Genomic DNA, 24,197 nt, shown 5'->3' on the forward strand with positions numbered 1-24,197 from the left:
CGCCCGCTCGTCCTGAGCGGGCGCCTGGAGATTTTCCTATGTCATCTTCCGCCCCGAACGCTGTCCTCTCGGTCAGCGGTATCGGCAAGACCTATGCCCAACCGGTTCTGTCCGACATCACCCTGACGCTCAATCGCGGAGAAGTGCTGGCGCTGACCGGTGAGAACGGCGCAGGTAAAAGCACGTTGTCGAAGATCATTGGTGGGCTGGTCACCCCGACCACCGGGCACATGCAATTCAACGGTCAGGACTACCGTCCCGGCAGCCGTACCCAGGCCGAAGAGCTGGGTGTGCGCATGGTCATGCAGGAGCTCAACCTGCTGCCGACGCTGACGGTTGCCGAAAATCTGTTCCTGGACAACCTGCCCAGCCATGGTGGCTGGATCAGTCGCAAACAGCTGCGCAAGGCCGCGATCGAAGCCATGGCCCAAGTCGGTCTGGACGCGATCGACCCGGACACTCTTGTTGGTAGCCTAGGCATCGGTCACCAGCAGATGGTCGAGATCGCCCGCAACCTGATCGGCGATTGCCACGTGTTGATCCTCGACGAACCCACGGCCATGTTGACCGCCCGTGAAGTCGAGATGCTGTTCGAGCAGATCACCCGCCTGCAGGCCCGGGGCGTGGCGATCATCTACATTTCACACCGGCTGGAAGAGCTGGCCCGTGTCGCCCAGCGCATTGCGGTATTGCGTGACGGCAAGCTGGTCTGCGTCGAGCCGATGGCCAACTACAACAGTGAACAGCTCGTCACCTTGATGGTGGGACGCGAGTTGGGTGAGCAGATCGATCTCGGCCCGCGCACTATCGGTGGCCCGGCCTTGACGGTGAAAGGGTTGAGCCGCTCGGACAAGGTCCGCGATGTGTCCTTTGAAGTGCGCGCCGGCGAGATTTTCGGCATTTCCGGCCTGATCGGCGCTGGCCGTACCGAATTGTTGCGCCTAATCTTCGGCGCAGACCCTGCCGACAGCGGCACCGTCGCGCTCGGCTCGCCGGCCCAGGTAGTGAGCATCCGCTCGCCGGTGGACGCGGTAGGGCATGGCATTGCCCTGATTACCGAAGACCGCAAGGGCGAAGGCCTGCTGTTGACCCAGTCGATCAGCGCCAATATCGCCCTGGGCAACATGCCGGAGATTTCTGGCGGTGGCGTGGTGAATAGCCGAGACGAAACCGCCCTGGCCAAACGCCAGATCGATGCGATGCGTATCCGCAGTTCCGGACCGGCGCAATTGGTGTCCGAGCTGTCGGGTGGCAATCAGCAGAAAGTGGTGATTGGCCGCTGGCTGGAGCGCGACTGCTCGGTGATGCTGTTCGATGAGCCGACCCGGGGCATCGACGTGGGCGCCAAGTTCGACATCTATGCCTTGCTCGGCGAGTTGACCCGCCAGGGCAAAGCGCTGGTGGTGGTGTCCAGTGACCTGCGAGAGCTCATGCTGATCTGTGACCGCATCGGCGTGTTGTCCGCAGGGCGCCTGATCGAGACGTTCGAGCGCGACAACTGGACTCAGGACGAATTGCTTGCTGCCGCCTTTGCCGGCTATCAGAAACGTGATGCGCTGCTCAATGACGCAGTGCTGAGGGATACCCCATGAAAACCACTACTTCCCCCGGCAAGGCTGGCGGCAATTTCTACGGCCTGGGCACTTACCTGGGCTTGGCGGGCGCCTTGCTCGCGATGATCGCGCTGTTCTCTGTGCTCAGCGATCACTTCTTGTCCTACGACACGTTCAGCACGTTGGCCAACCAGATCCCCGATCTGATGGTGCTGGCGGTGGGCATGACCTTCATCTTGATCATCGGCGGCATCGACCTGTCGGTGGGCTCGGTGCTGGCGTTGGCAGCCTCGGCGGTCAGCGTGGCGATCCTTGGCTGGGGCTGGAGCGTCCTGCCGGCCGCTGTGCTGGGCATGGGGTGCGCGGCGTTAGCCGGTACCATTACCGGTTCGATCACCGTGGCCTGGCGCATTCCGTCGTTCATCGTCTCTCTGGGTGTACTGGAAATGGCCCGGGGCGTGGCGTACCAAATGACCGGTTCGCGCACCGCGTATATCGGTGATTCGTTTGCCTGGCTGTCCAACCCGATTGCCTTCGGCATTTCACCTTCGTTCATCATTGCATTGCTGGTGATCATCGCCGCTCAATTGGTGTTGACCCGTACTGTATTCGGTCGTTACCTGATCGGTATCGGTACCAATGAAGAAGCGGTGCGCCTGGCGGGGATCAATCCCAAACCCTACAAGATCCTGGTGTTCAGCCTGATGGGACTGCTGGCCGGTGTGGCGGCACTGTTCCAGATCTCGCGCCTGGAAGCGGCGGACCCGAATGCCGGTTCCGGCCTTGAGCTGCAAGTCATCGCGGCGGTGGTGATCGGCGGGACCAGCCTGATGGGTGGACGCGGCTCGGTCATCAGCACCTTCTTCGGCGTATTGATCATTTCGGTACTGGCTGCAGGCCTTGCGCAGATCGGTGCCACGGAACCCACTAAACGCATCATTACCGGTGCCGTGATCGTGATTGCCGTGATTCTCGATACTTACCGCAGCCAGCGCGCCAGTCGGCGAGGCTGAATCATGGCAACGATCAAGGATGTGGCAGCGCTTGCGGGCATCTCTTACACCACGGTGTCTCACGTGGTGAACAAGACGCGTCCGGTCAGTGAACCGGTACGCATCAAGGTCGAAGCGGCGATCAAGCAGCTCGACTACGTGCCCAGCGCCGTCGCCCGCTCGCTCAAGGCCAAGACCACGGCCACCATCGGCTTGCTGGTGCCCAACAGTCTCAACCCGTATTTCGCGGAACTGGCCCGAGGGATCGAGGACTACTGTGAGCGTAATGGCTACTGCGTGATCCTGTGCAACTCCGATGACAACGCCGAAAAGCAGCGCAACTATCTGCGCGTGTTGCTGGAGAAACGCATCGACGGCTTGATCGTGACCTCGGTAGGGGGTGATGACAGCGGGCTTGCGGTCGGCCTGAGCGCGGTGCGCACGCCCATGGTGATTGTCGACCGCGCGCTGGATGGCATCGACGTGGACCTGGTGCGTATCGACCATGAAGAGGGCGCCTATCTGGCGACTCGTCATCTGCTCGAGCTGGGCCACCGCGATATCGCGTGCATCGGTGGCCCGGGTCATACCCGGGTCGCACAAATGCGTCTGGCAGGGTATCGCCGGGCACTGCGGGAGGCCGGCGTCGAAGTGCTCGCCAACCGCACCGAAGAAAGCGATTTCACCAGCACGGGCGGTTACGCCGCCGCCGTGAAGTTACTGGCGCACAACCCGCCAAGCGCGATTTTTGCCTGCAACGACATGATCGGTTTCGGCGTGCTGCGTGCCGCGGCCGAACGTGATCTGCGCGTACCCGACGAGCTGTCGGTGATCGGCTTCGATGACATTCAAATGGGCCGTTATGTCTACCCGGCGCTGACCACGGTCGGGCAGTCGATCGTGCAGTTGGGCGAGACGGCGGCCGAGCTTTTATTGCGACGAATCGCCTCCCCGCAGATAGCAGTCGACCAGCGTATCGTGACGCCTAGCATTGTGTTGCGTGAGTCCACTGCACCGTTCGCGAGCGTGTTGGCCCGATAGCGCACAACCGAATTGATGAGTACTGATGTATGCCAGCAAAAGTAGTGGTAATAGGCAGTCTGAACATGGACCTGGTGACCCGCGCCAGCCGTCTGCCCCATGCCGGTGAAACCCTGATCGGCCAATCGTTTTCCACGGTACCCGGCGGCAAGGGCGCCAATCAGGCGGTGGCGTCGGCGCGGCTGGGGGCTGAAGTCGCGATGGTCGGCTGCGTCGGCACGGATGCCTATGGCAGCCAGTTGCGTGATGCGCTCTTGGTGGAGGGCATCGATTGCCAGGCAGTCAGCACCGTAGAGGGCTCCAGCGGCGTGGCGTTGATCGTCGTGGATGACAGCAGTCAGAACGCCATCGTGATTGTTGCCGGCAGTAATGGCGAGCTGAAACCGGCTTCATTGCAAGCATTCGATGCCGTGTTGCAAGCCGCCGATGTGATTGTGTGCCAGCTGGAAGTGCCGATGGAAACCGTCGGGTATGCACTTGAACGCGGTCGTAGGCTGGGCAAAACGGTGATTCTCAATCCGGCGCCTGCCAGTGGTCCTTTGCCTGCCGGTTGGTACGCGTCCATCGATTACCTGATCCCCAACGAAAGTGAAGCCACGGCGTTGAGTGGCGTGACGGTCGACTCCCTCGATAGCGCCCGTTTAGCCGCTACGCAACTGATCAAGGCGGGGGCGCGCAAAGTCATCATCACCCTGGGTGCCGAAGGTGCGTTGTTCGCTGACGGCAAAGGGTTCGAGCATTTGTTGGCACCCAAGGTCAAGGCGGTGGACACCACCGCTGCCGGTGACACCTTTGTCGGTGGTTTTGCCGCCGCACTGGCCAGCGGCCAGAGCGAAGCGGAGGCCATTCGTTTCGGCCAGGTCGCGGCGGCGCTGTCGGTCACCCGTGCCGGCGCGCAACCCTCCATTCCCTCGCTGCACGACGTACAAGGTTTTGTGTCCCCATGAAAAAGACCCCGCTGCTCAATATTGCCCTCTCGCGTGTGATTGCCTCCTTGGGGCACGGTGACATCCTGGTGATCGGTGATGCCGGTCTGCCGGTGCCGCCGGGTGTCGAATTGGTCGATCTGGCCCTGACCCAGGGCATCCCCGACTTCATCAGTACCTTGCGTATCGTGCTGAGTGAGATGCAGGTGGAAAGCCACTGGCTGGCGGAAGAAATCCTGCTCAAGCAACCGCCGGCGCTGACGGCGCTCAATACCCTGACAGAGCAGGCGGCCTTGGGTGAGCGGCGTCTGGTCAGTCATGAGGAGTTCAAACAGCTGAGCCGCAAGGCGCGCGCCGTGGTGCGCACAGGTGAGTGTCAGCCTTATTGCAATATTGCGCTGGTGTCCGGCGTAACCTTCTAGAGTTTCCCAATGACAAGGAGTGTTTCATGCAACGTGGTCTCCCAATCCTGCGAAATCTGTTTCGGAGTGTCTTGCTCATGTCCGCGCTCACAGCCGCAAGCGCCCAGGCAGCGGAAAAAATCGACCTGATCATCGACACCGATCCTGGTGCCGACGATGTGGTGGCTTTGCTGTTCGCCATGGCTTCTCCGGAAGAGTTGAACATCCGCGCGCTGACGACCGTTGCCGGCAATGTGCGCCTGGACAAGACTGCGCGTAACGCGCGCTTGGCCCGTGAGTGGGCAGGGCGCGAAGATATCCCGGTGTATGCCGGTGCCTCAAAACCGCTGTTGCGCCAGCCGATCTATGCCGAAAATATCCACGGCAAGGAGGGTATTTCCGGCGTCACTGTGCATGAACCGAAAAAGGGCCTGGCTGATGGCAATGCGGTTGACTACCTGATCAGGACTCTCACGGCTGCCAAGCCCCATAGCATTACGCTCGCCATGCTCGGCCCGCAGACCAATCTGGCGCTGGCGTTGACCCAGGCCCCGGAAATCACTCAAGGCATCAAGGAAGTGGTGGTGATGGGCGGTGCACACTTCAATGGCGGCAATATCACGCCGGTTGCGGAGTTCAACCTGTTCGCCGATCCGGTGGCGGCGGAGATTGTGCTCAAGAGTGGCGTCAAGTTGACCTACCTGCCGCTGGACGTGACCCACAAGGTGTTGACCAGCGAGGCGCGTCTGAAACAGATCGCCGACATCAAGAACAATGCGAGCAAGGTGGTGGGCGATATTCTCAACGAATACGTCAAGGGTGACATGGAGCACTACGGTATTCCGGGCGGCCCTGTGCATGATGCAACGGTCGTTGCCTACCTGCTCAAACCTGCACTGTTCAGCGGTCGCCAGGTCAACGTAGTGGTGGATAGTCGTGAAGGTCCGACCTTCGGGCAGACCATCGTCGATTGGTACGATGGCCTGAAGCAGGAAAAGAATGCGTTCTGGGTGGCGGACGGCGACGCTCAGGGCTTCTTTGATTTACTGACCGAGCGTCTGGCGCGCCTGAAGTAAAGCGTTCACCGGTTGGCGTTCGCCGATCGGCTCTTATTCGCGCTCGGGGTCGTGCACCCCCATGTGATCGGCCGGGTATTTCTCGAATACCTGGCCGATGAACGCCTGGGCAGCCTGGGTGCCGAGTTCCTTGACCAGCAGGTCGATACCGATGATCGCCAGTTCTTCCGGGCTTCCGGGGCTGTAGGAGCTTTGTCCCTGGGGCCACTTGGCTTTGATGTCGGCTTGGAGCGTTACGGTGGTCATGGAGGTCTCGCGGGGTAGAAAGTACTGTGGGGCGCTCTGGAGCGCGGCTCTTACTCTGGCAGTTAACCATTTTGCGCGGCGTTTGGCACTGCTACTTAGGCATCAGGAAAGGGCTGTGCGACACTGTCCGTCCGTTCAATTGCCGAGAGCGCCGTGTGCAAATAGATCTGAATGATCCCGAGAGCCTGACCCTGACCGCCGTGCGCCAGTTGCTTGCCAGTGCCAGTGACGACGAACATGCCCAGTTGCGCGTGACCAAGGCTGGCATTGCCTATATTTCCAGCGGCAGGATGGTCGGTGGTGTAGAGATCGATGGTCTGCTGTTTCGCTTGGAAACATGGGCCAAAGGCTCGGGTTATGTAGGCAACGTGGCCGCCAGCGATGAAGTCTGGGTCACGCAGGTTTTCAATGCACTGAAGCAGAACTGGCCGACGCCGTCGTCTAACTACATCGATATCTACTGAGCCTGTTCATATCTGGTCACGATTGCCCGGGCGAATGCCTGTCGAGAGTCAGGCAGACTTGCCGGCGGCGGTTAACGTCTTGAAACCAATCCGCCCAATCGCTGTCGCACGATCTCTGTCCATTTTTATCATAGGAGGCTTCATGCCTTGGAAGCTCGCATCATTCGGTACTTTGTTGGCGGCACTCGCATTGGCGGGTTGCAGCACCCCGGGTACCTCTGAGCCAGCCAAAGACGCCGCCGTGGCTGATGCCGGCCATAGCCGTTGTGAGTCGAAGGCCGCCGAATTCACCGTTGGCCAGAAAGCTTCGCCCCAGTTGCTGGAGCAGGCCCGCACCCGTGCCGGCGCGCAGAACGCACGCATCCTCAAGCCCAACGACATGATCACCCTGGAGTACCGCTCCGACCGCCTGAACCTGAACACAGATGACAACCTGGTGATCACGCGGGTCAATTGCGGTTGAGTCTTTCAGGGCTTTTGTAGCTCCCATAAAAAACCCCGTCACATGGACGGGGTTTTTTTAGCTCGGCGGAGAATTACTCGCCGCGAACCTGTGCAGCTTGCATACCCTTTTGGCCTTTCTCAGCCACGAAGGAAACGGTTTGGCCTTCTTTCAGGCTTTTGAAACCGTCGCTTTCGATAGCTTTGAAGTGTACGAACAGGTCGTCACCGCCACCTTGAGGAGTGATGAAGCCGAAGCCTTTTTCATCGTTGAACCATTTAACGGTGCCGGTTTGGCGATTAGACATGGTGTATCTCCAAGAAACATATATTTTCAGTAGTGCTGTGCTGCTCAGGCCAACTGGGCACACCGGGCTATCATAGTCGAAATGTTCGGCTTGGGAGCCCCCCCAAGGCATTGTTTGCTAATCAATAGCGTTGCGTTTAACGCTGAGGTCGGCTGAAAGCCCCGGCCTACGGGGCTTTCACACGAAATATATGCTGTTAAAAAAAGCCGTAAAAGCTGCGTAATTTGTGAGAAATGGCAGTTTTCGAGCTGCTTTTCAGCGAAGCGACCGTCTGATCAAGGGTGGAAACTAGTTTTTTTGCACGACCTTGCAGGACGAAATTGCCGATACCGCTTTGTTTCTAAGGTCGGGACTGGCGTTGGGGTTGGTCATCAATTCCTTGATTTCCGCAGTGCTCAATTCGGCGTTGATCTTGTCTGCACCGCACTCACAATGCTGTTTGGCAATCTTTGCGGCATCTTTGCTTTTGATTTGCTGCTGCGCGGCGCCACTGCAATCCTTGATGAAAGAGTCCCGCGCGCCGGCAGGCCAGTTCGACGGGGCTGCTGCCTGCGCGCCAAGGGAAAGCAGGGTCAGGGAAGCTGCGAAGGCGAAAGTCGAGGTAAAACGCATCATGGGGATGCTCCTTTGGGTCGGGGACGAACGGCAATTCTCAGTGGGTTTGAGGCAGTGCGTACAGCTCAAGTTCACTTTTGCAGCTATAAAGACCGCAATCGATGATTCATAGCGTAGCGTCGAACCGACGACCGTTCATCTGTGCTAGCATCTTTCGCCTGGCTATTTCCCGGTGTGCCATTTGCCGCCGTGCCAGATGCTTGTGTTCACTCCAGTCACTCTGGTTCGATTATCGGTTGGCCGAAAGGCTCCTGCCGCTGTAAGGCAGGCGTTCATCACTGAACGGCCTGGTGTTGGATCTTGTACTGGCTCATCCCAACCCACGTGACCTTTGGTAGGGGTCACCACTAGGAGAGGAGGCGCCATGCCAACTATTACTCTTCCCGACGGCAGTCAACGTTCATTCGATCATTCGGTTTCCGTAGCCGATGTCGCCGCGTCCATTGGTGCAGGCCTGGCCAAGGCCACCGTGGCCGGCAAGGTCGACGGCAAGCTGGTGGATGCCAGCGACCTGATCACCGGTGACGCGAGCCTGCAGATCATCACGCCCAAGGATCAGGAGGGGCTGGAGATCATCCGCCACTCTTGCGCGCACTTGATTGGCCACGCGGTCAAACAACTGTACCCAACCGCGAAGATGGTGATCGGCCCGGTCATCGACGAAGGCTTCTATTACGACATCGCCTATGAGCGTCCTTTCACCCCGGACGACCTGGCCGCGATCGAAGCGCGTATGCACGAGCTGATCGAGAAAGACTACGACGTGATCAAAAAGGTCACTCCGCGTGCTGAAGTGATCGACGTGTTCACTGCGCGCGGTGAGGACTACAAGCTGCGTCTGGTGGAAGACATGCCTGACGAGCAGGCCATGGGTCTGTATTACCACGAAGAGTACGTGGACATGTGCCGTGGGCCGCACGTGCCGAATACGCGCTTCCTCAAGTCGTTCAAGTTGACCAAGCTGTCCGGCGCCTACTGGCGTGGCGACGCGAAGAACGAACAACTGCAGCGTATCTATGGCACGGCCTGGGCTGACAAGAAGCAACTGGCTGCCTATGTCCAGCGCATCGAAGAAGCTGAAAAGCGTGATCACCGCAAGATCGGCAAGCGCCTGAACCTGTTCCATCTTCAGGAAGAAGCGCCGGGCATGGTGTTCTGGCACCCTAACGGTTGGACCCTGTACCAGGTGCTTGAGCAGTACATGCGCAAGGTGCAGCGTGAAAACGGCTACCTGGAGATCAAGACTCCGCAGGTCGTTGACCGCAGCCTGTGGGAAAAGTCCGGGCACTGGGCGAACTACGCCGACAATATGTTCACCACCGAGTCGGAAAACCGCGACTACGCCATCAAGCCCATGAACTGCCCGTGCCACGTGCAGGTGTTCAATCAGGGCCTGAAGAGCTACCGCGAGTTGCCGATGCGCCTGGCCGAGTTCGGTGCCTGCCACCGTAACGAGCCATCCGGGGCGCTGCACGGCATCATGCGCGTGCGCGGCTTTACCCAGGACGATGCTCACATCTTCTGCACCGAAGAGCAGATGCAGGCCGAGTCCGCCGCATTCATCAAGCTGACCATGGACGTCTACCGCGATTTCGGTTTCACCGATGTTCAGATGAAATTGTCCACTCGTCCGGAAAAACGCGTCGGTTCCGACGAATTGTGGGATCGCGCCGAAGCTGCACTGGCCGCAGCGCTTGACAGTGCGGGCCTTGCGTACGATCTGCAGCCAGGCGAAGGCGCGTTCTACGGTCCGAAGATCGAGTTCTCGCTGAAAGATTGCCTTGGCCGCGTCTGGCAGTGTGGTACCCTGCAGCTCGATTTTAACCTGCCGATCCGTCTGGGCGCCGAATACGTGTCCGAAGACAACAGTCGTAAACACCCGGTGATGTTGCACCGGGCGATCCTCGGTTCGTTCGAACGGTTTGTCGGAATCCTGATCGAGCACTATGAGGGCGCGTTCCCTGCATGGCTGGCTCCGACTCAGGCAGTGATCATGAATATCACTGATAAACAGGCAGATTTTGCGGCTGACGTTGAAAAAACTCTCAATGAAAGCGGATTTCGTGCCAAGTCTGACTTGAGAAATGAAAAAATCGGCTTTAAAATCCGCGAGCATACTTTGCTCAAGGTTCCCTATCTTTTGGTTATCGGAGATCGGGAAGTCGAGACGCAGACTGTCGCTGTGCGTACCCGTGAAGGTGCAGACCTGGGCTCGATGCCCGTCGCCCAATTCGCGGAGTTCCTCGCGCAAGCGGTTTCCCGGCGTGGTCGCCCAGATTCGGAGTAATTACTATTAAGCGTGATATGAGACAAGATAAACGAACTGCACCGAAAGCCCCGATCAACGAGAATATCTCGGCACGCGAGGTTCGGTTAATTGGCGCTGACGGCGAGCAGATTGGCATCGTCTCGATTGATGAAGCGCTTCGAATTGCTGAAGAAGCCAAGCTGGATCTGGTGGAAATTTCCGCCGATGCAGTGCCACCTGTTTGTCGGGTGATGGACTACGGCAAGTCGATTTTCGAAAAGAAAAAGCAAATTGCTGCTGCGAAGAAAAACCAGAAGCAAGTGCAGGTTAAAGAAATCAAGTTTCGTCCAGGGACGGAGGAAGGGGATTACCAGGTAAAACTGCGCAACCTGGTACGTTTCCTGAGTGATGGGGACAGGGCCAAGGTATCCTTGCGATTCCGCGGCCGTGAGATGGCCCACCAGGAGCTGGGGATGGAACTCCTCAAGCGGGTTGAAGCTGACCTGCTCGAGTACGGTTCGGTCGAACAGCATCCTAAGATGGAAGGACGCCAGCTGATCATGGTCATCGCCCCGAAAAAGAAGAAGTAATCAACAGGGCACGGCAGGCCTTCTGATTATGTTTATCAACTGAATGCGGAGTATCCGAACATGCCAAAGATGAAGACTAAAAGTGGTGCTGCTAAGCGGTTTCTGAAAACTGCTAACGGTATCAAGCACAAGCACGCTTTCAAGAGCCACATCCTGACCAAAATGTCGACCAAGCGTAAGCGTCAACTGCGCGGTAGCAGCTTGCTGCATCCGTCTGACGTGGCAAAAGTCGAGCGCATGCTGCGCCTTCGTTAATTTTTGGATCAAGAATAGAGGAAGTAACTCATGGCTCGTGTAAAGCGTGGCGTCATTGCCCGTAAACGTCACAAAAAAATTCTGAAACTTGCTAAAGGCTACTACGGCGCGCGTTCACGCGTATTCCGTGTTGCCAAGCAAGCGGTAATCAAGGCAGGCCAATACGCCTACCGTGACCGTCGTCAGAAAAAACGTCAGTTCCGCGCTCTGTGGATCGCTCGTATCAACGCTGGTGCTCGTGTTAACGGTCTGTCCTACAGCCGTTTCATCGCTGGCCTGAAAAAAGCGTCCATCGAGATCGACCGTAAGGTTCTGGCTGATCTGGCAGTGAACGAAAAAGCGGCGTTTGCTGCGATTGTCGAGAAAGCTAAAGCCACCTTGGCTTAAGTACCCCCGACAGTCACCCTGGGTCACTCCTGTGGCCCAAGGTGTTAAACGTCATAAATAGGGGAAGAGCCTTCAAGCTCTTCCCCTATTTCGTATCTGGAGTCTGTACATGGAAAACCTGGACGCGCTCGTCGCTCAAGCTCTTGAGGCTGTGCAAAGCGCTGAAGATATCAATGCCCTGGAGCAAATCCGGGTTCACTACCTTGGCAAAAAGGGTGAATTGACTCAGGTGATGAAGACCCTGGGGAATTTGCCGGCTGAAGAGCGTCCGCAAGTCGGCGCGCTGATCAACGTCGCCAAGGAGCGTGTCACAGAGGTTCTCAATGCGCGCAAGGCGTCGCTCGAGGAGGCCGAACTTGCGGCCAAACTCGCCGCCGAGTCCATTGACGTGACCCTGCCGGGTCGCGGCCAGACCTCGGGCGGCCTGCATCCGATCACCCGGACTCTGGAACGTATCGAGCAGTTCTTCACCCATATCGGCTACGGCATTGCCGAAGGTCCTGAGGTCGAAGACGATTATCACAATTTCGAGGCACTCAACATCCCAGGCCACCATCCGGCCCGGTCGATGCATGACACCTTCTATTTCAACGCCAACATGCTGTTGCGCACCCATACCTCGCCGGTACAGGTCCGCACCATGGAAGCAAACAAGCCGCCGATCCGCATCGTCTGCCCAGGCCGTGTGTACCGCAGCGACTCCGATATCACCCACTCGCCGATGTTCCATCAGGTCGAAGGCCTGCTGGTTGATCGCGATATCAACTTCGCCGACCTCAAAGGCACCATCGAAGAGTTTCTTCGCGTGTTCTTCGAGAAAGAGCTGGCGGTGCGTTTCCGTCCATCGTTTTTCCCGTTCACCGAGCCGTCCGCCGAAGTCGACATGGAATGCGTGATGTGCAGCGGTAAAGGTTGCCGCGTCTGCAAGCAGACCGGCTGGCTGGAAGTGATGGGCTGCGGCATGGTTCACCCCAACGTGCTGCGCATGTCCGGCATCGACCCGGAAGAGTTCTCGGGCTTTGCCTTCGGCATGGGGGTCGAGCGTCTGGCCATGCTGCGTTACGGCGTGAACGACTTGCGTCTGTTCTTCGACAACGACTTGCGGTTCCTCGCGCAATTTCGCTAGTCGTAACGAATCTTTAGGAGAGCAGGATGAAATTCAGTGAACAATGGCTGCGCGGCTGGGTAAGCCCGCAGGTAGATCGTGACGCGCTGGTGGCCCGTCTGTCGATGGCAGGCCTTGAGGTCGACAGCGTCACCCCGGCTGCAGGTGTTTTCAGTGGCGTGGTGGTGGGCGAGGTGTTGAGCACCGAGCAGCATCCCGATGCTGACAAATTGCGTGTGTGCCAGGTCAGCAATGGTTCGGAAACTTTCCAGGTCGTGTGCGGAGCGCCCAATGTGCGTCCGGGCCTGAAGATCCCTTTCGCCATGATCGGCGCCGAGCTGCCCGGTGACTTCAAGATCAAGAAAGCCAAGCTGCGCGGCGTCGAGTCCAACGGCATGCTGTGTTCCCAGGCCGAGCTGCAAGTTGGCGAAGGTAACGATGGTCTGATGGAGTTGCCGACCGACGCGCCGGTAGGTCAGGACATCCGTGTTTACCTGGAGTTGGACGATGCCAGTATTGAAGTCGACCTGACACCGAACCGCGGTGATTGCCTGTCGCTGGCCGGTCTGGCCCGTGAAGTGGGCGCGTTGTACAACGCCGCGGTCACCCGTCCAGTGGTTGCCGCCGTACCTGCCGTGCACGACGAAGTGCGCCCGATCGACGTGCTGGCCCCCAATGCGTGCCCACGTTACCTTGGTCGCGTGATTCGCAATGTCGACCTGTCCAAGCCGACGCCGCTGTGGATGGTCGAGCGTCTGCGCCGTGCCGACGTACGCAGCATCGATGCTGCCGTCGACATCACCAACTACGTGATGCTGGAGCTGGGTCAGCCGCTGCATGCTTTCGATCTCGCCGAAATCAACGGTGGCATCCGCGTGCGCATGGCGGAAGAGGGCGAGAAACTGGTATTGCTCGACGGCCAGGAAGTCAGCCTGCGTGCCGACACCCTGGTCATCGCCGATCATTCCCGCGCCCTCGCGATTGCTGGCGTAATGGGCGGTGAGCACAGCGGCGTGTCCGCCACCACCCGTGATGTGTTCCTTGAGAGCGCGTTCTTCGATCAGATCGCTATCGCCGGCAAGGCCCGTTCCTATGGCTTGCACACCGATGCATCGCATCGCTACGAACGTGGCGTGGACTGGAAGCTGGCCCGTGAAGCCATGGAGCGCGCCACTGGCCTGCTGCTGGAAATCACCGGCGGCGAAGCCGGCCCGATCACAGAGACCGTGAACGAACAGTTTCTGCCATCCGTTGCGCCGATCACCTTGCGCGCCAAGAGCGTTGAGCAAATGCTCGGCCTGGTGATCGAGCCTGCTGAAATCGAGCAACTGTTGTCCGCCCTTGGCTTGGCTATTTCCGCCAGCGGGGAAGGGCAGTGGCAGGTTGAAGTGCCAAGCCATCGCTTCGATATCAGCCTGGAAGTTGACTTGATCGAAGAGCTGGCTCGTCTGTACGGCTATAACCGTCTGCCGGTTCGCTACCCGCAAGCACGCCTGGCGCCGCAACCCAAGGCCGAGGCGCGTGCGCACCTGCCGGAACTGCGTCGTCTGCTGGTTGCCCGTGGTTATCAGGAGGCGGTGACTTACAGCTTCATCGACCCGAAACAGTTCGAACTGTTCAACCCGGGCGTTGAGCCGCTGCTGCTGGCCAACCCGATCTCCAACGACATGGCGGCCATGCGTTCGTCGCTGTGGCCAGGCTTGGTAAAAGCCTTGTCCCACAACCTGAACCGCCAGCAAGACCGTGTGCGCATGTTCGAAAGCGGCCTGCGTTTTGTCGGTCAGCTGGACGGCCTCAAGCAGGAGCCGATGCTGGCAGGTGTGGTCTGCGGCAGCCGTCTGCCTGAGGGCTGGGCCCAGGGCCGTGATGTGGTGGATTTCTTCGACGTCAAGGCCGACGTGGAAGCCGTGCTGGGTTTTGCCGGTGCCTTGGATGATTTCACCTTCGTTCCAGGCAAGCACCCAGCGCTGCACCCAGGCCAGACCGCGCGCATCGAGCGTGAAGGCCGTTTGGTGGGCTTTGTGGGTGCGCTTCACCCTGAGCTGTCGAAAACCCTCGGTCTCGACCGTCCGGTCTTCGTTTTCGAGCTGGTCCTGGCTGAAGTGGCATCGGGCAAAATGCCCAAATTCAGCGAGTTGTCGCGCTTTCCTGAAGTGCGCCGCGACCTGGCGCTGATCGCCGATCGTGACGTGGCTGCCACGACTGTTCTGGATGTAATCCGTGAAAATGCAGGGGAATGGCTGACAGACCTCAGGCTATTTGACGTCTATCAGGGTAAAGGCATTGATCCGCATAGAAAAAGCCTTGCAGTTGGCTTGACCTGGCAGCATCCATCGCGCACTCTTAATGACGATGAGGTGAATACCACGACACAAAATATCCTCACCTCGCTCGAACAAAGGTTGAACGCCACGTTAAGGAAGTGACGTATGGGGGCTTTGACGAAAGCTGAGATGGCGGAACGTCTGTACGAAGAGCTGGGTCTGAACAAACGCGAAGCCAAGGAATTGGTCGAGCTGTTCTTCGAAGAAATTCGGCACGCTCTGGAAGACAACGAACAGGTCAAATTGTCCGGTTTCGGCAATTTTGACCTTCGGGACAAACGCCAGCGGCCTGGCCGCAATCCAAAAACGGGAGAAGAAATCCCGATCACGGCTCGCCGTGTGGTCACCTTTCGTCCAGGGCAGAAGTTGAAGGCCCGAGTTGAGGCTTATGCTGGAACCAAGTCATAACGACGAACTACCCGTCATCCCGGGCAAACGCTACTTCACCATTGGTGAAGTCAGCGAGCTGTGTGCGGTAAAACCGCACGTGCTGCGCTATTGGGAGCAGGAGTTTCCTCAACTCAACCCCGTCAAACGCACCGGAAACCGCCGGTATTATCAGCGCCAGGACGTGCTGATGATCCGGCAGATCCGTGCGTTGCTGTACGACCAGGGGTTTACCATCAGCGGCGCGCGCCAGCGCATGTCCGGTGATGAAGCCAAAGACGACACCACCCAGTACAAACAACTGATCCGCCAGATGATCTCCGAGCTCGAAGATGTACTCGTGGTTCTCAAGAAGTAATTCAGGCTTTTAAAATACTTCCACATTTCAAAAGCTTGCGGTATATTCCCGTTCGCTTCGTTACGAAGCGAACCCAGTAACACGCCTAGTCGGGGCGTAGCGCAGTCCGGTAGCGCACTAGCATGGGGTGCTAGGGGTCGAGTGTTCGAATCACTCCGTCCCGACCATATTCTTCAGTGACTTAGGCCAATGCTCACAGCATTGGCCTTTTTCATGCGCGTAACTTTTGCGGGACTTCTCGTTTTTCGTGCATGCTCCTCGTCCGGGTCGTCAGTCCCACACCTTGCTAACCCTACCGTTCGCGGCCTCAATCGGATGCCCGAGTTCGAGGAGTACAGGTGTTGCCCGCTATTGCTGGCAAGCAATTGCCCCTCTCCACAACAAGCGTTTATGCGCCTGTTGTTCATGGGGGCAATGGAACGTATGCTCGGAGCCCGAATTTTATCTGGGCATAGAGACTCACACCCTTCGAGGGACACAGCCATGCAAAAACACGTCGGTAATTCAGGTCTGTTCAAGGCTTCTTCGTATCACTGCATCACGCTTCTGGGTGGCGGCATCGCCATGTGGGAGCTGAAAAATATTGCTCTGAATACGAAGGAATTTTTGATATGTCCAAAGAACTACTCGGAGTTTCTGCTCTAGGGCTGATGGTGTTGGGTGAGTTTTGTGCAATTTACAGTGAGGTAGTCACTGCAAGGCTTGCCCAGACAGGGAGTGGCTCATGGGAAGGGTTCATACTTCCTGTTGTGCTGATGTGTTTTGCAGGTGGGTGCCTGCTGGGCGCTTACTGGCTGGGATACGTTGCTGTCGGTGATATCTGGATAGTCACTGTGGTTTCAGTCACCTCTTTGTTGCTGCTTGAGCCTGTAGTGGTCTGGGCTCTATTTCACGAGGCACCGGGACGTGGGGCACTTATCGGGTTCGTCCTGGGTGCTTTGGGAATGCTTTCCACTGTACTGCTTTAACTCAAACCCCTGGCCCAGCCATCAAGCGCTGGGTCGGTTCACCCAAGTCGCATCCCTGGAAAATTCTTCGCGCCGTCACTTGGTGTTCTCCAGCCTGGTCGGCAGCACCAACGCGAGTCATGTTTGCGTTTCGCTGGAATCCCATTACGACAATTGGCCGGGCATCGAGTCATCACTGACTCGGGCCGGAGAGGCTGTTGCGCGCTCCGCGGTCTTCAACATGATGTACGTCACATTGCCCAAGGCGACACGTTCATTCAGGGATAGTGAATTTCTTCTTGAATCGATCGTAGAGTGCGGAGATTAAAAATGCTGATAACAGCCGATCAAATCCAACAAATCCTTCCCCGCTCCAGTAACGAGGCCTGCCGTTACATCGACCCACTCAACGTGGCCATGGCGCGCTTCGGCATCGATACCCCGCTGCGAGCCGCCGCCTTCATTGCACAGGTAGGGCACGAGTCGGAACAATTGCGCGTGGTGGTGGAAGACCTTGACTACAGTGCAGAGGCCCTTTTGGCGAGCTGGCCGTCCCGCTTTGACGCGGCGTTGGCTGAGCGTGTCGCGCGCAACCCCGAAGCCATCGCCAACATTGCTTACGCCTCCCATTTGGGCAACGGCCCGCAGGCGTCAGGCGATGGTTGGAAATACCGGGGACGTGGGTTGATCCAGATCACGGGGCTCTGCAATTACAAGTCGATTGGCGATGCCCTGGGTCTTGATTTGCTGACCCATCCGGAGCTACTCGAACAGCCGGAAAATGCCGCCTTGTCGGCAGCGCGGTTCTGGAGCGTCAACGGTTTGAATGAGCTGGCCGACCTCAATCAGCTCCAACCGATCACAGAGAGGGTCAATGGTGGGCTCAACGGTGAATCCGATCGGCTCGCACTGTATCGACACGCCTTGGCGGTACTGGCCTGAAGGGAAGCCAAACGTTCCCTTATCCCACGCTGCTGTGTTCCTTGAGCGTTCGATATCCCGGTTGATAGCGAAGGTTATATTCATCAGCCTAATGCGGGATTTTTCCTACAGCTTGCGCGAGCGTCCACTCATTAGCCTCCACGTTTTGAATTCACTGGAGGAGTCTCATGATGACAAAGCGTCTTGCTGCCGAATTTCTCGGCACGTTCTGGCTGGTGTTGGGTGGCTGCGGCAGTGCGGTGCTGGCCGCCGCGTTTCCTGAACTGGGCATCGGTTTTGTGGGTGTGTCGCTGGCGTTTGGCTTGACGGTACTGACCATGGCATATGCGATGGGGCATATTTCCGGCGGCCATTTCAACCCGGCGGTCACCATTGGCCTGTTGGCCGGTGGGCGTATCGAGCTGAAGGATGTGGTGCCTTACATCATCAGCCAAGTGCTGGGTGCCATTGCTGCGGGGGCTGTGTTGTATTTTATCGCCAGCGGCAAGGCAGGCTTCGATGTGACCGCGGGTTTTGCCACCAATGGCTATGGCGAGCATTCACCTGGTGGCTTCACGTTCCTGTCGGTGGTGGTCACCGAATTCGTGCTGACCGCGTTTTTCCTGTTGATCATTCTGGGGGCCACCGATAAAAAAGCACCGGCCGGTTTTGCACCCATCGCCATTGGCCTGGCGCTGACCCTGATTCACTTGATCAGCATTCCGGTGAGCAATACTTCGGTCAATCCGGCACGCAGCACCGGTGTAGCGTTGTTCCAGGGCGACTGGGCGGTTTCCCAGTTGTGGGTGTTCTGGGTGGTACCGTTGCTCGGTGGCGCTGTCGGCGGCCTGGTACATCGTTGGCTGCTGGCGTCGAAGCACTGACGTTTTTTTAGCCCGGGGGCGAAGAGCCTGTCCCTTTTTTTCACTTCGTCGGTCATTCCAGGCAAGTGAATAAAATCGAGAGCTTCCCCCCATGTCCGCAGTCCTCCCGTTACGCTTACGCCCGCTACTCAACCTGAGCCTGCTGCTGAGCCTCAGTGCCAGCCCGCTGTTCGTCCCGGCCAGCCTGGCCGAAGACTCCGCCACCCGGCGCAGCTATCAGGTTCCGGCTGGCAGCCTCGGCGCAGCGCTCACCCGCTTCGCCGGGCTGGCGGAGGTCAGCCTGTCGGTGGACCCGGCGCTGGTCAGCGGGCGTAGCAGCACGGGGTTGTCGGGTGAGTTCGCCGTGGAGGAGGGCTTCGCGCGTTTGTTGCAAGGCTCGGGCCTGCAATTGCAGGTCATGGGCGAGCGGGCCTATGGGTTGGTGCCGGTGCCCCAGGGCGGCAGCCTGCAGCTCGCGCCCACCGCCATTGTTGGCACCACCGGCCTGGCCGAAAGCGACAGCTACGCCGGCGGCCAGGTGGCGCGGCGTGGCTCCCAGGGTCTGCTGGGCACCCGGGATTTCATGGAAACGCCCTTCAGCATCACCACCTACACCCAGGAAACGGTGAAGAACCAGCAGGCCCGCACCCTCGGCGACCTGATCGCCAGCGACCCTTCGGTGCGCGCCACCAACCCGGCCGGCGGGCGCTACGAGCAGTTCACCATTCGCGGTTTCAGCCTGTTCAACAGCGATGTGGCCTACAACGGTCTGTACGGCGTATTGCCCACCTACACCATCGATATGGAAATGGCCGATCGCGTCGACATCCTCAAGGGCCCGACCCAGTTGATCAACGGCATTTCGCCCCGTGGCAGCGTCGGCGGCGGCATCAATGTGGTACCCAAGCGCGCTACCGACACCCCCATCACCTCGTTGACCGGCAGTTGGGCCTCCGGCAGCCAGGCCGGTGGTGCGGTGGATGTGGGGCGGCGTTTCGGCGAGGGTAATCAGTTCGGCCTGTGCTTCAACGGCGTGAAGCAGGCCGGCGACACCGAGTGGGATCACCAGACCGTCGACCGTGAAATGGCCGTGCTCGGCCTGGATTTTCGCGGCGAGCGCCTGCGCCTTTCCACCGACATCGGCCGCACCGAGCGTGACACCGATGCGCCCCAGGAGCGCGTGCAGGTCGGTCCGAATGCCCGGGTGCCGAGCGCCAACGCTGTGCATCGCAACTATGCGCAACACTGGAGCAAGGCCAGCACCCACGACACCTTCGGCACGCTCAATGGCGAGTTCGACCTCAGCGACAACGTGATGCTGTATGGCGGCGTGGGTGCACGCAAAAGCAACCATGACTTCCTGCGCCACGCCGTGTCCGTCACCAACAACGCCGGGGATTTCAGTGTGCAGCCCCGGGACTTCACCCGCGACGAGAACGTGCGCACCGCCACCGCCGGCGTGCGCAACTGGTTTCATACCGGGCCCGTCAGCCATGAAATCAACCTGGCCGCCAGCTACTTCTACATGGACTTCGAAAACGGCGGCGCCCGGTATGCGGCGGCACCGAGCAACCTCTACAACCCGGTGCAAACGCCGACACCCTCGCGGCCAACCCGTTTTGACTCCAGGGTCTACACCGAAAACCGCTTCAGCGGCGTGGCCCTTTCCGACACCCTGGGTTTCTTCGATGACCGCCTGCTGTTGACCCTCGGCGCGCGTTGGCAGCGTGTGAAGGTGGACGACTGGGCGGACGGCATCAAAGGTGACACCGCCTACGACGAGGAAAAAGTCTCGCCCTCCGGCGGCCTGCTGTTCAAGGCCACCGACACATTGTCGCTCTATGCCAACTACATGGAAGGGCTGAGTCAGGGCAAGATCGCGCCCTCTACCTCAGTCAATGAGGACGAAATCTTCCCGCCCTTCATCAGCCGTCAGGTGGAAGTGGGTGCCAAGTATGACGCCGGCGCCTTCGCGGTCACGGCAGCGCTGTTCCGCATCAAGCAGCCGGCCTATGAAACCAATGCCACCTCGCGGGTATTCGGCCCCAACGGCAAGCGGCAGAACCAGGGCGTGGAACTGAGTCTGTTCGGCGAACCACTCAAGGGTTTCCGCCTGCTGGGCGGGGTGATGTACATCGACAGCGAATTGACCCACACCACCAACGGCACTTTCGACGGCAACCGTGCGCCGGCCACACCCAAATACAACGTCAACCTCGGCGCCGAATGGGACGTGCCCACCCTTGAGGGACTGACCCTGACCGGCCGGGGCATCTATTCCAGCTCGCAATACCTGGACCAGGCCAACGTCAAGCAAATCGATGCCTGGAATCGCATGGATGTGGGCGCGCGCTACGGGTTCAAGGTCGACGACAAGCACGTCACCCTGCGGGCCAACGTCGAGAACGTCGCGAACAAGCGTTACTGGAGTTCTGCCGGCGCCTCGGATGACAGCGAACCGGGCCTGACCTTGTCGACACCCCGCACTTATTTGCTCTCCGCAACGGTCGACTTCTGAGTGCGTACAGAGGGCGCTGATAAAACAGTGCCGTAATTGTCAGGGGGATGGGTAAAGTTTCACCCTTGAATAATCAGCGAAGTGGCTAATTGCAACTAACGAATAGTCCGATAGGGGTGCGGGCTGCTCTAAATCAGTGCATGCACCGGGAAACCGGGACAGCCATCGCCTATTCTTTTCAGTTTGTTTCCTTAATTCAGGAACTAGCGTTACAACTTCCAGTCGATAACCCGAGTCAACTTCGGCTGCGGCATAGCGAACTAATGGCACTGTATCTACAGTGCCATTAGTTGCAATTAGCCATACTTTCGCGCAACCAGACACCCCCACACCATGTCGTCATTGCCTATCGATGCCTGCCATCTGCAGATCCCGCACACCGATCAAGTGTGCGCGTGGTTGATGCAGCACGCCGGGTTGAAAACCCTCGACCTGGAGCGCGCCCGGCGTTTATCCACCGAGGGGGGCGACCTGCTGGGCTTGCTCACGCGCCTGGGGCTGGTCTCCGAAGTCGAACTGGCCCGTGCCTGGGCTGCGCTGCTGGGCGCGCCGCTGCTGCTGGCCGACGCCGCGCCGCCTGTGCTTGAGCCCCTGCCGGTGTTGAGCGAGCGTTTCATGCGTCACTACCAGGTCGTGCCCATGGGCTGGAACGGTGATGGCCTGCGTGTGCTGGCGGCCAACCCGGCACAGGCTTATCCGTTCCAGGCGTTGGCCTATGCCTGCGAAGTACCGGTGTGGCTGGCCGTTGGCCCGCGCACGGAAGTCGACACGCTGATCGAGCGCTATTACGGCCAGGGGCGTTCGGCCATGGGTACCCTGATCGAAAACCTCGATGAGCAGGGCGGCTCGCTGGAGGACATCGAACACCTCAAGGACATGGCCTCGGAAGCGCCGGTGATTCGGCTGGTCAACCTGATCCTGCAACGTGCCGTGGAACAGCGCGCCTCGGACATTCATATCGAACCCTTCGAGAACCAGCTCAAGGTGCGCTACCGCATCGACGGCGTGCTGCATGACGCCGAGGCTCCGCCGGCGAGCTCGTCGGCGGCGGTGATCTCGCGGGTGAAGATCATGGCGCGCCTGGACATCGCCGAACGGCGCCTGCCCCAGGACGGGCGCATCATGCTGCGCATCCAGGGCAAGGAATTGGATTTGCGCGTGTCCACGGTGCCCACCAGCTTCGGCGAATCGGTGGTGATGCGCCTGCTCGACCGCCAGACCGTGCAGTTCGACTTCCCCAGCCTGGGTTTCGACGGCCAGCGTCTTGCCGCGTTTCTGGACCTGCTGGAACGACCCCACGGCATCCTGCTGGTCACCGGGCCCACCGGGTCCGGCAAGACCACCACGCTCTACACCGCACTGTCGCGGCTCAATACCGCCGAACGCAAGATCATCACCGTGGAAGACCCGGTGGAATACCAGCTCGAAGGCATCAACCAGATTCAGGTCAAACCCGCCATCGGCCTGGACTTCGCCGGTGCGCTGCGTTCCATCGTGCGCCAGGACCCGGACGTGATCATGATCGGCGAAATCCGTGACCTGGAAACCTGCCGCATTGCCATCCAGTCGTCCCTCACCGGCCATCTGGTGTTGTCCACCTTGCACACCAACAGCGCCGCCGCCAGCATCACGCGCCTGCTGGACATGGGCGTGGAGAGCTACCTGATCGCCTCGACGGTCAGCGGCATTCTTGCGCAACGCCTGGTGCGACGCCTGGACCCGGCCACCCGCGTCGCCTTCGAAGCACCACCGGAACTCATCGCGGAGCACGGTCTGGATCGCTTCACCGAACAACGTCCGATCCTGCTCTACCAGGGCGCCTATCACGGCCGCAGCGCCATCACCGAATTGCTGGTGATGAACGACGATCTGCGCAGCCTGCTGATGCGCCACGCCGACGCCGCCACCCTGGAACAGGCCGCGCGCCGAAGCGGACTGCGCACCCTGTATGAAGACGGTTTGCGCCAGGCGCTGGCAGGCATCACCTCCCTGGAAGAAGTGCTGCGCGTCACCCGTGGAGAGGGCGGGTGAGCCTGTTCAAATTCCGCGCCCTGGACAGCCAGGGGGTGACCCAGCAGGGCACGCTCGAAGCCAGCGACCAGGCGGCCGCGATTGCGGTTCTGCAACAGCGCGGCTGGTTGTTGTTGCACATCGAAACGGCAGGCAGCTCCCTGCTGCGCAGCACGCGCAAGCCATTGCAAGGCGCGACATTGGTGAGTTTCACCCAGCAACTGGCGACGTTGCTGGGGGCGGGACAGCCGCTGGAGCGCTCCCTGGGCCTTCTGCTGCGCCAGCCTGGTCAACCCCGGGTTCGCGCGCTGATCGAACGCATCCGCGATCACGTCAAGGCCGGCAAACCCTTGTCGGTGGCGCTGAGCGAGGAGGGTGACAGCTTTTCCCCGTTGTACCTGAGCATGGTGCGCGCCGGTGAAGCCGGTGGCGCGCTCGAAAGCACCTTGCACCAACTCGGTGACTATCTGGCCCGCAGCCAGTTGCTGCGGGGTGAAGTGACCAACGCGTTGATCTATCCGGCGTTCCTGGTGGTCGGTGTGTTGGGTTCCCTGGTGCTGTTGCTGGCGTACGTGGTGCCGCAATTCGTGCCGATTTTCCAGGACCTGGGCGTGCCGATTCCACTGATCACCGACGTGATCCTGGCCCTCGGTGAGTTCCTTGGGCATTACGGCCTGCTCGTCTTGGGCGCTTTGATCGTCGCCGTCTGGGCGCTGCTCGCCAGCCTGCGGGACCCGCGCCGCCGGGAGCGGTTCGACCGGCATCTGCTGGGCATTCGCGTGACCGGCCCGCTGCTGCAACGGGTCGAGGCGGCGCGGCTGGCGCGCACCCTTGGCACCTTGCTCGGCAATGGCGTGGCGTTATTGCCGGCGCTGGTGATCGCGCGGCAAGTCTGCACCAACCGCGCCCTGCAGGCCCAGGTAGCGACGGCGGCGGAATCGGTCAAGGGTGGCGGCACCCTGGCCAGTGCCTTTGGCGTACAGCCGTTGTTGCCCGACCTGGCCCTGCAAATGATCGAGGTCGGTGAGCAAGCCGGTGAACTGGACAGCATGCTGCTCAAGGTCGCCGACATTTTCGACATGGAAGCCAAGCGTGGCATCGAGCACCTGCTCGCCGCGCTGGTGCCCAGCCTGACCGTGGTCATGGCAGTGCTGGTGGCGGTGATCATGCTCGCCATCATGCTGCCGCTGATGAGCCTTACCAGCCATATATGAAGGAGCC

Annotated in this window: 25 protein-coding genes and 1 tRNA gene; 23 read left to right on the forward strand and 3 right to left on the reverse strand. The window is 59.5% G+C overall.

What is annotated here, in order from left to right; translation table 11 throughout:
* Nucleotides 1–38: 38 nt before the first annotated feature.
* From ACW9IN_RS18740 to ACW9IN_RS18765, 6 genes are read left to right on the forward strand one after another with little or no spacing between them, the layout of a single operon-like run.
* Entirely contained in the window at nt 39–1,592 is a 1,554-nt protein-coding gene (locus ACW9IN_RS18740) for a sugar ABC transporter ATP-binding protein (protein WP_457367292.1), read from the forward strand.
* Complete coding sequence (locus ACW9IN_RS18745; protein WP_457367293.1) at nt 1,589–2,566, forward strand: ABC transporter permease; 978 nt, start codon at nt 1,589–1,591, stop codon at nt 2,564–2,566. Before ACW9IN_RS18740 ends, ACW9IN_RS18745 begins: the two co-directional genes overlap by 4 nt.
* Nucleotides 2,567–2,569: 3 nt before the next feature.
* Nucleotides 2,570–3,586: a LacI family DNA-binding transcriptional regulator gene (locus ACW9IN_RS18750; RefSeq protein WP_457367294.1), complete on the forward strand. Its 1,017-nt coding sequence runs from the start codon at nt 2,570–2,572 to the stop codon at nt 3,584–3,586.
* Between the two features lie 29 nt (nt 3,587–3,615).
* On the forward strand, nt 3,616–4,533 hold the full coding sequence (gene rbsK, locus ACW9IN_RS18755) for a ribokinase (protein WP_457367295.1): 918 nt from the start codon (nt 3,616–3,618) through the stop codon (nt 4,531–4,533).
* Nucleotides 4,530–4,934, forward strand: a complete 405-nt coding sequence (gene rbsD, locus ACW9IN_RS18760; protein WP_457367296.1) for a D-ribose pyranase — start codon at nt 4,530–4,532, stop codon at nt 4,932–4,934. Before rbsK ends, rbsD begins: the two co-directional genes overlap by 4 nt.
* 26 nt (nt 4,935–4,960) lie before the next feature.
* A complete protein-coding gene (locus ACW9IN_RS18765; RefSeq protein ID WP_457367297.1) occupies nt 4,961–5,989 on the forward strand; it encodes a nucleoside hydrolase in 1,029 nt (342 codons plus the stop codon).
* 33 nt (nt 5,990–6,022) lie between these two features.
* On the opposite strand, the gene ACW9IN_RS18770 is transcribed toward ACW9IN_RS18765, so the two are convergent.
* Nucleotides 6,023–6,235 carry a hypothetical protein gene (locus ACW9IN_RS18770; protein WP_457367298.1) on the reverse strand — a complete coding sequence of 71 codons (213 nt, stop codon included), beginning with the start codon at nt 6,233–6,235 and terminating at the stop codon, nt 6,023–6,025.
* A 155-nt stretch (nt 6,236–6,390) separates the two neighbouring features.
* On the opposite strand from ACW9IN_RS18770, the gene ACW9IN_RS18775 reads away from it, so the two are divergent.
* Nucleotides 6,391–6,699 (forward strand): hypothetical protein, encoded by a 309-nt coding sequence (locus ACW9IN_RS18775; RefSeq protein WP_457367299.1) that lies wholly within the window; start codon nt 6,391–6,393, stop codon nt 6,697–6,699.
* A 142-nt stretch (nt 6,700–6,841) separates the two neighbouring features.
* Complete coding sequence (locus tag ACW9IN_RS18780; protein ID WP_457367300.1) at nt 6,842–7,162, forward strand: I78 family peptidase inhibitor; 321 nt, start codon at nt 6,842–6,844, stop codon at nt 7,160–7,162.
* 73 nt (nt 7,163–7,235) lie between these two features.
* On the opposite strand, the gene ACW9IN_RS18785 is transcribed toward ACW9IN_RS18780, so the two are convergent.
* Nucleotides 7,236–7,448 carry a cold-shock protein gene (locus ACW9IN_RS18785; protein WP_003234260.1) on the reverse strand — a complete coding sequence of 71 codons (213 nt, stop codon included), beginning with the start codon at nt 7,446–7,448 and terminating at the stop codon, nt 7,236–7,238.
* 288 nt (nt 7,449–7,736) lie between these two features.
* Nucleotides 7,737–8,063 carry a hypothetical protein gene (locus ACW9IN_RS18790; RefSeq protein WP_457367301.1) on the reverse strand — a complete coding sequence of 109 codons (327 nt, stop codon included), beginning with the start codon at nt 8,061–8,063 and terminating at the stop codon, nt 7,737–7,739.
* A 364-nt stretch (nt 8,064–8,427) separates the two neighbouring features.
* Between ACW9IN_RS18790 and thrS the strand changes: the two genes are divergently transcribed.
* The 15 genes from thrS (at nt 8,428) to gspF (ending at nt 24,190) form a co-directional block, all read left to right on the forward strand.
* Nucleotides 8,428–10,350, forward strand: coding sequence for a threonine--tRNA ligase (gene thrS / locus ACW9IN_RS18795; RefSeq protein WP_457367302.1), 1,923 nt, complete (start codon nt 8,428–8,430; stop codon nt 10,348–10,350).
* Nucleotides 10,350–10,901 (forward strand): translation initiation factor IF-3, encoded by a 552-nt coding sequence (infC, locus tag ACW9IN_RS18800; RefSeq protein ID WP_457367338.1) that lies wholly within the window; start codon nt 10,350–10,352, stop codon nt 10,899–10,901. Before thrS ends, infC begins: the two co-directional genes overlap by 1 nt.
* Nucleotides 10,902–10,961: 60 nt before the next feature.
* On the forward strand, nt 10,962–11,156 hold the full coding sequence (rpmI, locus tag ACW9IN_RS18805) for a 50S ribosomal protein L35 (protein ID WP_002553160.1): 195 nt from the start codon (nt 10,962–10,964) through the stop codon (nt 11,154–11,156).
* A gap of 30 nt (nt 11,157–11,186) precedes the next feature.
* Nucleotides 11,187–11,543: a 50S ribosomal protein L20 gene (gene rplT / locus ACW9IN_RS18810; RefSeq protein ID WP_002553161.1), complete on the forward strand. Its 357-nt coding sequence runs from the start codon at nt 11,187–11,189 to the stop codon at nt 11,541–11,543.
* A gap of 109 nt (nt 11,544–11,652) precedes the next feature.
* Nucleotides 11,653–12,669 carry a phenylalanine--tRNA ligase subunit alpha gene (pheS, locus tag ACW9IN_RS18815; RefSeq protein WP_457367303.1) on the forward strand — a complete coding sequence of 339 codons (1,017 nt, stop codon included), beginning with the start codon at nt 11,653–11,655 and terminating at the stop codon, nt 12,667–12,669.
* Nucleotides 12,670–12,695: 26 nt separating this feature from the next.
* Nucleotides 12,696–15,074: a phenylalanine--tRNA ligase subunit beta gene (pheT, locus tag ACW9IN_RS18820; RefSeq protein WP_457367304.1), complete on the forward strand. Its 2,379-nt coding sequence runs from the start codon at nt 12,696–12,698 to the stop codon at nt 15,072–15,074.
* 3 nt (nt 15,075–15,077) lie between these two features.
* Nucleotides 15,078–15,380, forward strand: a complete 303-nt coding sequence (gene ihfA / locus ACW9IN_RS18825) for an integration host factor subunit alpha (protein WP_002553164.1) — start codon at nt 15,078–15,080, stop codon at nt 15,378–15,380.
* Entirely contained in the window at nt 15,361–15,717 is a 357-nt protein-coding gene (locus tag ACW9IN_RS18830) for a MerR family transcriptional regulator (RefSeq protein WP_003174972.1), read from the forward strand. The genes ihfA and ACW9IN_RS18830 overlap by 20 nt, the downstream gene beginning before the upstream one ends.
* Nucleotides 15,718–15,807: 90 nt before the next feature.
* A tRNA-Pro gene (locus tag ACW9IN_RS18835) sits at nt 15,808–15,884 on the forward strand.
* A gap of 483 nt (nt 15,885–16,367) precedes the next feature.
* Nucleotides 16,368–16,685 carry a hypothetical protein gene (locus tag ACW9IN_RS18840; RefSeq protein ID WP_457367339.1) on the forward strand — a complete coding sequence of 106 codons (318 nt, stop codon included), beginning with the start codon at nt 16,368–16,370 and terminating at the stop codon, nt 16,683–16,685.
* Between the two features lie 309 nt (nt 16,686–16,994).
* A complete protein-coding gene (locus tag ACW9IN_RS18845) occupies nt 16,995–17,606 on the forward strand; it encodes a glycoside hydrolase family 19 protein (RefSeq protein ID WP_457367305.1) in 612 nt (203 codons plus the stop codon).
* A gap of 167 nt (nt 17,607–17,773) precedes the next feature.
* Nucleotides 17,774–18,469 (forward strand): aquaporin Z, encoded by a 696-nt coding sequence (aqpZ, locus tag ACW9IN_RS18850; RefSeq protein WP_457367306.1) that lies wholly within the window; start codon nt 17,774–17,776, stop codon nt 18,467–18,469.
* Nucleotides 18,470–18,560: 91 nt separating this feature from the next.
* Nucleotides 18,561–20,966, forward strand: a complete 2,406-nt coding sequence (locus ACW9IN_RS18855) for a TonB-dependent siderophore receptor (protein WP_457367307.1) — start codon at nt 18,561–18,563, stop codon at nt 20,964–20,966.
* Nucleotides 20,967–21,299: 333 nt separating this feature from the next.
* Nucleotides 21,300–22,997 carry a type II secretion system ATPase GspE gene (gene gspE, locus ACW9IN_RS18860; protein WP_457367308.1) on the forward strand — a complete coding sequence of 566 codons (1,698 nt, stop codon included), beginning with the start codon at nt 21,300–21,302 and terminating at the stop codon, nt 22,995–22,997.
* The gene (gene gspF, locus ACW9IN_RS18865) at nt 22,994–24,190 is read left to right on the forward strand and encodes a type II secretion system inner membrane protein GspF (RefSeq protein WP_457367309.1); all 1,197 of its coding nucleotides are present in this window, start codon (nt 22,994–22,996) and stop codon (nt 24,188–24,190) included. Before gspE ends, gspF begins: the two co-directional genes overlap by 4 nt.
* Nucleotides 24,191–24,197 lie beyond the last annotated feature (7 nt).

It is taken from the genome of Pseudomonas sp. SDO5271_S396, assembly GCF_054071795.1.

Coding starts and splice junctions, on each gene's coding strand:
- ACW9IN_RS18745 (WP_457367293.1), top strand. CDS start 1,589: ATGAAAACCACTACTTCCCCCGGCAAGGCTGGCGGCAATTTCTACGGC.
- aqpZ (WP_457367306.1), top strand. CDS start 17,774: ATGATGACAAAGCGTCTTGCTGCCGAATTTCTCGGCACGTTCTGGCTG.
- ACW9IN_RS18845 (WP_457367305.1), top strand. CDS start 16,995: ATGCTGATAACAGCCGATCAAATCCAACAAATCCTTCCCCGCTCCAGT.
- rplT (WP_002553161.1), top strand. CDS start 11,187: ATGGCTCGTGTAAAGCGTGGCGTCATTGCCCGTAAACGTCACAAAAAA.
- ACW9IN_RS18770 (WP_457367298.1), bottom strand. CDS start 6,235: ATGACCACCGTAACGCTCCAAGCCGACATCAAAGCCAAGTGGCCCCAG.
- ACW9IN_RS18840 (WP_457367339.1), top strand. CDS start 16,368: ATGGTGTTGGGTGAGTTTTGTGCAATTTACAGTGAGGTAGTCACTGCA.
- rpmI (WP_002553160.1), top strand. CDS start 10,962: ATGCCAAAGATGAAGACTAAAAGTGGTGCTGCTAAGCGGTTTCTGAAA.
- ACW9IN_RS18830 (WP_003174972.1), top strand. CDS start 15,361: ATGCTGGAACCAAGTCATAACGACGAACTACCCGTCATCCCGGGCAAA.
- gspE (WP_457367308.1), top strand. CDS start 21,300: ATGTCGTCATTGCCTATCGATGCCTGCCATCTGCAGATCCCGCACACC.
- ACW9IN_RS18740 (WP_457367292.1), top strand. CDS start 39: ATGTCATCTTCCGCCCCGAACGCTGTCCTCTCGGTCAGCGGTATCGGC.
- ihfA (WP_002553164.1), top strand. CDS start 15,078: ATGGGGGCTTTGACGAAAGCTGAGATGGCGGAACGTCTGTACGAAGAG.
- rbsK (WP_457367295.1), top strand. CDS start 3,616: ATGCCAGCAAAAGTAGTGGTAATAGGCAGTCTGAACATGGACCTGGTG.
- ACW9IN_RS18785 (WP_003234260.1), bottom strand. CDS start 7,448: ATGTCTAATCGCCAAACCGGCACCGTTAAATGGTTCAACGATGAAAAA.
- rbsD (WP_457367296.1), top strand. CDS start 4,530: ATGAAAAAGACCCCGCTGCTCAATATTGCCCTCTCGCGTGTGATTGCC.
- ACW9IN_RS18855 (WP_457367307.1), top strand. CDS start 18,561: ATGTCCGCAGTCCTCCCGTTACGCTTACGCCCGCTACTCAACCTGAGC.
- thrS (WP_457367302.1), top strand. CDS start 8,428: ATGCCAACTATTACTCTTCCCGACGGCAGTCAACGTTCATTCGATCAT.
- pheT (WP_457367304.1), top strand. CDS start 12,696: ATGAAATTCAGTGAACAATGGCTGCGCGGCTGGGTAAGCCCGCAGGTA.
- ACW9IN_RS18765 (WP_457367297.1), top strand. CDS start 4,961: ATGCAACGTGGTCTCCCAATCCTGCGAAATCTGTTTCGGAGTGTCTTG.
- ACW9IN_RS18790 (WP_457367301.1), bottom strand. CDS start 8,063: ATGATGCGTTTTACCTCGACTTTCGCCTTCGCAGCTTCCCTGACCCTG.
- ACW9IN_RS18750 (WP_457367294.1), top strand. CDS start 2,570: ATGGCAACGATCAAGGATGTGGCAGCGCTTGCGGGCATCTCTTACACC.
- ACW9IN_RS18780 (WP_457367300.1), top strand. CDS start 6,842: ATGCCTTGGAAGCTCGCATCATTCGGTACTTTGTTGGCGGCACTCGCA.
- pheS (WP_457367303.1), top strand. CDS start 11,653: ATGGAAAACCTGGACGCGCTCGTCGCTCAAGCTCTTGAGGCTGTGCAA.